This is a genomic window from Haloarcula sp. Atlit-7R (assembly GCF_003666065.1).
Lineage (GTDB): Archaea > Halobacteriota > Halobacteria > Halobacteriales > Haloarculaceae > Haloarcula > Haloarcula taiwanensis.
Genome location: NZ_QXIK01000006.1, coordinates 255,120 through 261,730 on the forward strand (window position 1 = coordinate 255,120; position 6,611 = coordinate 261,730).

The following is a 6,611-nucleotide window of genomic DNA, read 5'->3' on the forward strand; positions in this document are numbered from 1 at the left end:
GAATTGCGATCGAAATAACCAGGAAAGAGAAAATCATGCGCGGACTTTCCGCATCCAGTTGTCCAGCGCCTTTCGATACCCGCTCTTATCCGGCATCGGGAACTCGCCGATGGCGTTGAACTGGCCGGTAATCGCATCCCGGGCCCGCTCTTCGAGAGCGCTCGGAACAGTCGCCGAGTCGCCGGTGCGCTTGTGCGCGACGAGGTCGTCGACGAGTTCGGGGTCACCACCATCGACGGCCTCGGCAAGGTCGAAGATGTCAGCCTCGATGTCTTCGTACTCGACGACGTACTGCGCGCCGAGTAGCCCACGGTAGACGTAGAGGAATTTCTTCGCTCGCGGGTCGTACCCCTCAGCCTTCTTAGGATCGAGATGCTTGTAGTAGTTGGATTTCGCCATCCCGAGATAGGCGTGCGGGACGTTCATCGGGAGGAACTCCCGGATAAGGTCCTGCAAGGCATCCATCTCCAGTGGCATTCCGTTCATCACCGTCGGCGCTTCGAAGACCAACTCGACGATATTGTAGTTCGCCGACTGCAGGAGCTGCGCGAACTTCTTCAGTTCGTAGCTCCGCAAATCGACCTCAGCGTACTCCTCGAACCCCTCGGTAGTGCCGTCCATGTTGACGGTGACCTCCTCCGCTGGAGTATCGAGGTACGCGTACGACTCTGCCGGGGCCATGTGGAGACCTCGGACATCGATATCGCTATCCGCGCTGTCGAAGCCGTAGATATGGCTCCCGGTGATTGCGTAGAACCGCGGGCGATTTTCCGAACCTCGAGTGGCAACAGCAGTTTCGATGAAATCTCTGATATCTTCCGCACTATACTCCAAGTCCAGATGTTCGATAGTCATTGCTTGCTACCTCGTGTTCGTGCGTCGTAGTTGAGTGCTCGGGTCGCAGCAGCGCCCGAGAATGCTCCCGAGGGGAATCGAACCCCTGACCTCCAGTGTGAAAGACTGGCATCCCTCGCCAGCGGGGACTCCGGGAGCAAGCCACGAGTCGGATTCGAATCGACGATGTCCCGCTCTGCAGGCGGGTGCGTTGGACCGCTCTGCCACCGTGGCACGAAGACAGGGCGGTGGATGGGGGAGTGCAAGCCCCACGCCGAGCCAAGGAGTCGAACCTCGCACAACTCGGGTAACAGCCGAGTTCCCGCACTAGGCGGGACCGCCCGGCAGCTGTCGATGGAATCATACCGTAGTTCCGACGGGCCCGACGGGATTTGAACCCGCTGTCTGCCGATTAAAAGTCGGCTGCCTGTCCGCATAGGCTCCGGACCCACAGTGTATCGATACGCATAGGCGCGAGCGGATTTGAACCAGAGCTAGACGTGCTCGCTTCGCTGTGCGCGTCTGGCAAGGCTCGGAAATCGGACAACGATTTCCGAACCGCTGACCGCCTCGTTATCAGCGATGGACTCTGACCACTGAGCTACGATCTGCATTGGCAGAGCAGGACTTGAACCTGCGATCTCGCCGATGTGAGCGGCACGTCCACTCCACTGGACTGCCTGCCAATGCTCCAGCCCGGATTCGAACCGGGGGCTCGGCAGTGAGAGAGCCGTGAGTTTGGCCGCTACTCCACTGGAGCAGATGGGACGGACAGGATTCGAACCTGCGTGACCACGTTAGAAGCGTGACGAAGGAACTCTCAGCGTCGCACCGGAGGTCCGGTGAAAACCCGCTGAGAGAGTTGGTGAACCAAGCTCTTCCACCGTCCCAAAGCAGCAGTCAACTGTCCAAACAGCCAACTGCCATATCTTCCCGGCACGAGTCGAACGTGCGTCTCCGCCTCTACAGGGAGGCGTCGTAGACCGCTTGACCACGGGAAGTAGATGGACACCCCCGGGACTCGAACCCGGAGCCTCTCGCTTGCGAAGCGGGCACTCTGCCAATTGAGCTAGGGGCCCCACAGAAGGTGCGCTCGCCGTAACTGCGATTGCGGGACCACGATTCGAACGTGGGTCTGCTGGTTATGAGCCAGCCGGGATCGACCAGGCTACCCAATCCCGCAGAGTGTCGCCGCGAGGATTCGAACCTCGGTAGGACCTACGCCGGCGGTTCTGAGCCGCCTCCCGTTGCCACTTGGGTACGGCGACACACACTGCAAAAGCCACAGCCAGCATGTCGCCAGCAGGATTCGAACCTGCGATAGTCTGCACACACGGCCCTCAACCGTGCCCCGTTGACCACTTGGGTATAGCGACGCATTCCGCGGGAGGGATTCGAACCCTCGAAGAGCTGTTCAGCGGGTCTTAAGCCCGCCGCCGTTGGCCGCTTGGCTACCGCGGAAAATGGATTCGGACCGAATCGAACCAGAGGAAGACTCACTCGGCTCGCGGTTCCACCGCTCGCCTGTCGCGGCGCAAGCGCCGCGCATCGTTCGTCTTCCAGGGCTCGAAAACCGCAAGCGGTTTTCGAACGGCCATCTCCCGCTCTGGAGGCGGGTGTCTTCCCGTTGGACCACGAATCCATCTGAGGGCGGGAGGGCGATTTGAACACCCGTGCCCTCGCGAGCACCGTGGTTCCAACACGGCCCCTTGGCCGAACTAGGGAAACCCTGCCAACGGTGAGACGGAGAGTCGAACTCCGAAGCCTCTCGGCTCTCAGTTTCAAACTGAGCGCAGTCACCTGTCTGCCTGTCTCACCTCGCAAGTGATGTTCCGCAACCCTGCGTGACAGCAGGACGCCGGGAGAACGCTGTTCTCCCGAACCCGAACTCGCTCCGCTCGCGCGGACGCCGCGACCCGGATTTGAACCGGGGAATCCCTTGCAGGAAACCTCCGTAGCAGGGAGGCGTCCGACCAGGCTAGACCATCGCGGCACATGGGTTGACGAGGATTCGAACCTCGGTCTCGTGCCCCCAAGGCACGGATCTTCGGCCGCTGGAAAATCGACCCGAAAGTGGTTGTCTGTCTATTCGTCTGTGGGTGCGAGGACGACAGCGACCGCTCGCTCCCGTCCTCGCGTTGGCGTGCTTTGACTGTCAGCTCAGTCTCGAATGCCACACCGGTCCATGCAGGTTGCAGACCCTTCCGGGCCCGTCGCCGTCGACACAATGTCGACCGCGTGTACCTGCCTCGATGGGCATCCGACCGCGTTATCTGACGCCGTCGGAACGAGTTCCGACGAGCACTCGGTCGGCTTCGCCTCCCGAGTACGCCGACGTCGGGATTTGAACCCGAATCTCAGCCGTGACAGGGCCGTATGCTGCCGAGTTACACCACGTCGGCACGCGACGGCTATCACCCCGGGGAGAATTGAACTCCCGACCTCGGGATCAAAAGTCCCGCGTCCCTCGCCAACGGAGACTCCGGGGCTGCACAGCGCCGCCGCTATCTGTGCGTTTGTGTGCTCGTGACCGCGCTGTGGTCGGCCCACAGCGGTCACAGGTCCGCACCGCTATCGGGTACGAACAGAGTCACTGTGCCGCGAACACGCCTGCCAGTTCGTCCGAGATGGACGACACTGCCAGGTTAGAGCAGGCGGCAGGCCCGTGTTCCCCGGCTCCGAGCGGGTAGTCCGCGTGAGGAGCCGCGTTATGCGGGCGAAGACGTCCGGACATCGCCGGACGGAATCGCGTCGAGTTGCTCGACGCGATAGGCCATCCAGGGATTACTGTCCGGTTCGACACGCTGACCGCGTAGCAAACACGGGCCACCCACGGCTATCGGCAGGGAAGCGGGCCGCGGAGTGGGCTTAGCAGTCAGCATGTCGGGTCACCTCGTCTGTGAGTCTACTTATTGCTCATAACTCGGGGTGTATTAATTCTGATCGAGGTATGTTACGCATACACACAGGAGCTGCTGAGCTGAGATCAGAGCAGCGGCAGATGCCCCTGAAATCGCGTCGTCACGAATAGCACAGATTGTGTAGTCGAGAGGAGGTCAGCCTCTACATTGTATACGAGGACTCATATAATAACGCGGACCACCGGACGGAAATCCCCGTGCAGGCAAGGAAAACCGATGAGTGACGAGCTAGAGCTAGAATACCGAGAATCTCGGATCGACTTAGACTCTCACACCTGTCCGTAATCTCCCCAGAGGACGTCCGGGATCGCGACGGACTCCCCGATTCGTACCATGACGCGCAGCACCAACTGCTCTGGGATGATTTCTATTAGTACGAGTGCGGTAATGAACATTGAGGCTGCTTTATTGATTGCTCATCCCAACGCCATCCCCACTGTTATTCCGACCGCTAAGGCAGTGAGGGTTAGCGCCAGCAGATTGATCAGCAGCCCTATGAGCTCTGTTTGCGTCACGGTGCATTAGATAATTGGAGGGTGAGTGGATTAAATCAGGGAGTCCGTTCGGTTATTTCAGGGTTCGAATCCGCCAGACAGCAGCGGGCATATCTCTAAAACGCGCTCAGAAGGGCAGAGAAGGTTTAAGAAGGCTCTTGAGGCCTTTTTCTGCCTGTAGCAGCTTATATTATCAGTTACCAGGGGTTCGATAGGGTAATGAAATAGAAATAGTGTCAGACTGGGGACCTCAAGAACACACTCTGTCGGCAGTAGTGAATGCGAATCAATCACCGCTCTTAGTTGGTGAGGAGTTAGGGTGTGACGAGTAAAATTACGAGCATGCTCACCAGCACGACGAGTGCTGTGACCCGCAAGATGCCAGCTGCCTGTCGTCGAGGTTTCGGCAGGGACTCGGCAATGCCGGAGAGAGCCATCCCAGCGCTCAGACACAGTCCAGCATAGAACGGTGTCGCCCCTTCGACGATGACGTAGTACCCTTGCTGCCCGGCCAGCAAAAGTGCGCCACAGAGGTACACCACTGCAAGACCCCTGGAGGGTTCGCCGAACACGGTTTCATCGATGATGGAGGGCATCGAGCGTGTCATCTCCCGCGACGTTCAAATGTTGCGGGGATTCGCGCACCTGCCACTAGGCTGATCTGGGGTTGGCGTGAAACAGTGCTGATAGCGTTGCTGACTCACACTGTCTATTCAGCACTTACTGTTGTAACGGCTACGGACAGGTCCATTGGGCAATCACTGGATTTAGATGGTCTATGCAGCAAAAATAAGCACACTCGATTTCAACAGCGAGGTGTGTCATTCAAAAAGTCCCTCCCGCTAGCTGTCCTGATTGGTTGCTGCATTGGTGGTGGAGTTTACCAATACCTGCTTTCGGATTGGTTCTTTGTATCAAGCATAGCGACGATCTACATTGGGGTTGCGTACTTCATTTTAGCGTATGATGTCACACTGCTCAGTGAGCAATTCACGTTCTATGATAGGGACGACAGGCTTGGCCATGCCATCGGTGTCTTCGGATTGAGCATAGGCCCGTTAGCACTCATAGAATATGTTGGTCTTCAAGGGTCTGAGGTTGTCGGCGTGCTGATATGGTCGGTCGGTATAATTGCGTATTTTGTGCTTATATCGAATGCACAGAGTCAACAGCAGCAGTAGCGACTGATGACACACAACTTGTCCATCGGTGGAAGCGAAGGTGTCAGCGGTAATTACTGTATATGCGCCCTGTATCTTGCACAGATATCAAAACATTAGCCCTCTCGACCTATATGTTGAAACAGAATGCCAATCTCCAAGGAAGAATTCGAGTCGGGAACAGTAGAAGCGAGTGGTGACGAACCGATTGCCAACGACGAAGAGGGACCAATCGAAACTGAAAAAGACCTCATAACGTCGTTCTTAAGCGAGCGCCCGGACAAAGCATTCACTGAACGGGAAATTGCTCTCGGCGTTGATTTTAGCCCTGTATTTATGGATCGGACGCAGAATCCACTTGGGGCGTTCGCTGACGGTCTGATCGACTTCGCCGGTGATGTTGCCGCCACGACAATCGTCGTCAATGATATTGACGAAGCACTCACCGAGCTTGTTGAAGAAGGAATCGTGACGACCAAACAAATAGAGACGGAAAGCGGAACTTCAGTCTATTACAAACTGGCATAGCTCACAGTAAGGGCTCACTTGTCGCTGTCGGCCTAGATACTTCGCACCCACCCGGGCGAGGGTTCTGAGCACTCTCTATATTTGCACAGCATCGAGAAACTGCGAGCATCGAGGCGGTTGCTTGTGGTAATCTGGCCAGTACAGGTGAGCCTCGTTACGAACGACGGTTTAGTGACACAGCCCACAGCAAGGCAACAATTCCTGCAATAAAATAGACAATGGCAGGAGGAGTATATGTGACGGAACCCGTCCATTGGACCACGCCATAGGCAAAAGAAAAGCAGCCAAGACCCAGTAGTAGGGCTGGTTCTGCCTGATCAATAACCTCCAAGGACATGTTTTCTGCTTCCACGTTCTTCAACATAAGGATATAGGTCCGCAGGCCTACTGACCAGCCAATTCACCAGCAATAGTTCTGCAATCAGCACCCTGTTGAACTGTCCTACGCCACCTTTCGACTAACCAACACTGGACCACTTCTGCCACCAAGTGTTGGTTAGCGGACCACCACCCCGGAAGTCCGAGCAGGAATGATAGACCAGTCATTGCGACGGCTTCTATGACGAACTCCTAGTTCTACGGCGTGTGTAGAGAGGTATTATGACAGTAGCAGAACGATTCATTGCCGTGACCGCCCGATTCGACGAGCCACCTGTCGACGAGACAGCCGACAC

Annotated in this window: 5 protein-coding genes and 17 tRNA genes; 2 read left to right on the forward strand and 20 right to left on the reverse strand. The window is 57.0% G+C overall.

Going from position 1 to position 6,611, the window contains the following annotated elements; all coding sequences use genetic code 11:
* Nucleotides 1-33 precede the first annotated feature (33 nt).
* The 20 genes from D3D01_RS14375 to D3D01_RS14460 form a co-directional block, all read right to left on the reverse strand.
* The gene (locus tag D3D01_RS14375) at nucleotides 34-855 is read right to left on the reverse strand and encodes a DNA polymerase beta superfamily protein (RefSeq protein ID WP_121512653.1); all 822 of its coding nucleotides are present in this window, start codon (nucleotides 853-855) and stop codon (nucleotides 34-36) included.
* Nucleotides 856-917: 62 nt separating this feature from the next.
* Nucleotides 918-993: transfer RNA gene (locus D3D01_RS14380), tRNA-Glu, on the reverse strand.
* Between the two features lies 1 nt (nucleotide 994).
* A tRNA-Cys gene (locus tag D3D01_RS14385) sits at nucleotides 995-1,068 on the reverse strand.
* Between the two features lie 143 nt (nucleotides 1,069-1,211).
* A tRNA-Lys gene (locus D3D01_RS14390) sits at nucleotides 1,212-1,284 on the reverse strand.
* A gap of 163 nt (nucleotides 1,285-1,447) precedes the next feature.
* A tRNA-Val gene (locus D3D01_RS14395) sits at nucleotides 1,448-1,520 on the reverse strand.
* A 1-nt stretch (nucleotide 1,521) separates the two neighbouring features.
* A tRNA-Glu gene (locus D3D01_RS14400) sits at nucleotides 1,522-1,594 on the reverse strand.
* Between the two features lie 3 nt (nucleotides 1,595-1,597).
* Nucleotides 1,598-1,724, reverse strand: a tRNA-Arg gene (locus tag D3D01_RS23720).
* Between the two features lie 38 nt (nucleotides 1,725-1,762).
* Nucleotides 1,763-1,835: transfer RNA gene (locus tag D3D01_RS14405), tRNA-Tyr, on the reverse strand.
* Nucleotides 1,836-1,839: 4 nt separating this feature from the next.
* Nucleotides 1,840-1,913, reverse strand: a tRNA-Ala gene (locus tag D3D01_RS14410).
* A 29-nt stretch (nucleotides 1,914-1,942) separates the two neighbouring features.
* Nucleotides 1,943-2,017: transfer RNA gene (locus D3D01_RS14415), tRNA-Met, on the reverse strand.
* A 3-nt stretch (nucleotides 2,018-2,020) separates the two neighbouring features.
* A tRNA-Leu gene (locus D3D01_RS14420) sits at nucleotides 2,021-2,102 on the reverse strand.
* Between the two features lie 26 nt (nucleotides 2,103-2,128).
* A tRNA-Leu gene (locus tag D3D01_RS14425) sits at nucleotides 2,129-2,210 on the reverse strand.
* Nucleotides 2,211-2,213: 3 nt separating this feature from the next.
* Nucleotides 2,214-2,295, reverse strand: a tRNA-Leu gene (locus D3D01_RS14430).
* 187 nt (nucleotides 2,296-2,482) lie between these two features.
* Nucleotides 2,483-2,568, reverse strand: a tRNA-Ser gene (locus tag D3D01_RS14435).
* 173 nt (nucleotides 2,569-2,741) lie between these two features.
* A tRNA-Ser gene (locus D3D01_RS14440) sits at nucleotides 2,742-2,827 on the reverse strand.
* A gap of 3 nt (nucleotides 2,828-2,830) precedes the next feature.
* Nucleotides 2,831-2,903, reverse strand: a tRNA-Pro gene (locus D3D01_RS14445).
* A gap of 260 nt (nucleotides 2,904-3,163) precedes the next feature.
* Nucleotides 3,164-3,236 (reverse strand) — tRNA-Asp (locus D3D01_RS14450).
* 13 nt (nucleotides 3,237-3,249) lie between these two features.
* Nucleotides 3,250-3,324, reverse strand: a tRNA-Lys gene (locus D3D01_RS14455).
* 218 nt (nucleotides 3,325-3,542) lie between these two features.
* A complete protein-coding gene (locus D3D01_RS23725; RefSeq protein ID WP_158600467.1) occupies nucleotides 3,543-3,716 on the reverse strand; it encodes a hypothetical protein in 174 nt (57 codons plus the stop codon).
* 847 nt (nucleotides 3,717-4,563) lie between these two features.
* Complete coding sequence (locus D3D01_RS14460; protein ID WP_121512654.1) at nucleotides 4,564-4,845, reverse strand: hypothetical protein; 282 nt, start codon at nucleotides 4,843-4,845, stop codon at nucleotides 4,564-4,566.
* A gap of 222 nt (nucleotides 4,846-5,067) precedes the next feature.
* On the opposite strand from D3D01_RS14460, the gene D3D01_RS14465 reads away from it, so the two are divergent.
* Together D3D01_RS14465 and D3D01_RS14470 are read left to right on the forward strand one after the other, a co-directional pair.
* On the forward strand, nucleotides 5,068-5,430 hold the full coding sequence (locus D3D01_RS14465) for a hypothetical protein (RefSeq protein ID WP_121512655.1): 363 nt from the start codon (nucleotides 5,068-5,070) through the stop codon (nucleotides 5,428-5,430).
* Between the two features lie 126 nt (nucleotides 5,431-5,556).
* A complete protein-coding gene (locus tag D3D01_RS14470) occupies nucleotides 5,557-5,937 on the forward strand; it encodes a hypothetical protein (protein ID WP_121512656.1) in 381 nt (126 codons plus the stop codon).
* Nucleotides 5,938-6,611 lie beyond the last annotated feature (674 nt).

What these genes read in the sequence shown, in the direction of transcription:
- D3D01_RS14375 (WP_121512653.1), bottom strand. Translation starts at nt 855, where the DNA reads ATGACTATCGAACATCTGGACTTGGAGTATAGTGCGGAAGATATCAGA.
- D3D01_RS23725 (WP_158600467.1), bottom strand. Translation starts at nt 3,716, where the DNA reads ATGCTGACTGCTAAGCCCACTCCGCGGCCCGCTTCCCTGCCGATAGCC.
- D3D01_RS14460 (WP_121512654.1), bottom strand. Translation starts at nt 4,845, where the DNA reads ATGCCCTCCATCATCGATGAAACCGTGTTCGGCGAACCCTCCAGGGGT.
- D3D01_RS14470 (WP_121512656.1), top strand. Translation starts at nt 5,557, where the DNA reads ATGCCAATCTCCAAGGAAGAATTCGAGTCGGGAACAGTAGAAGCGAGT.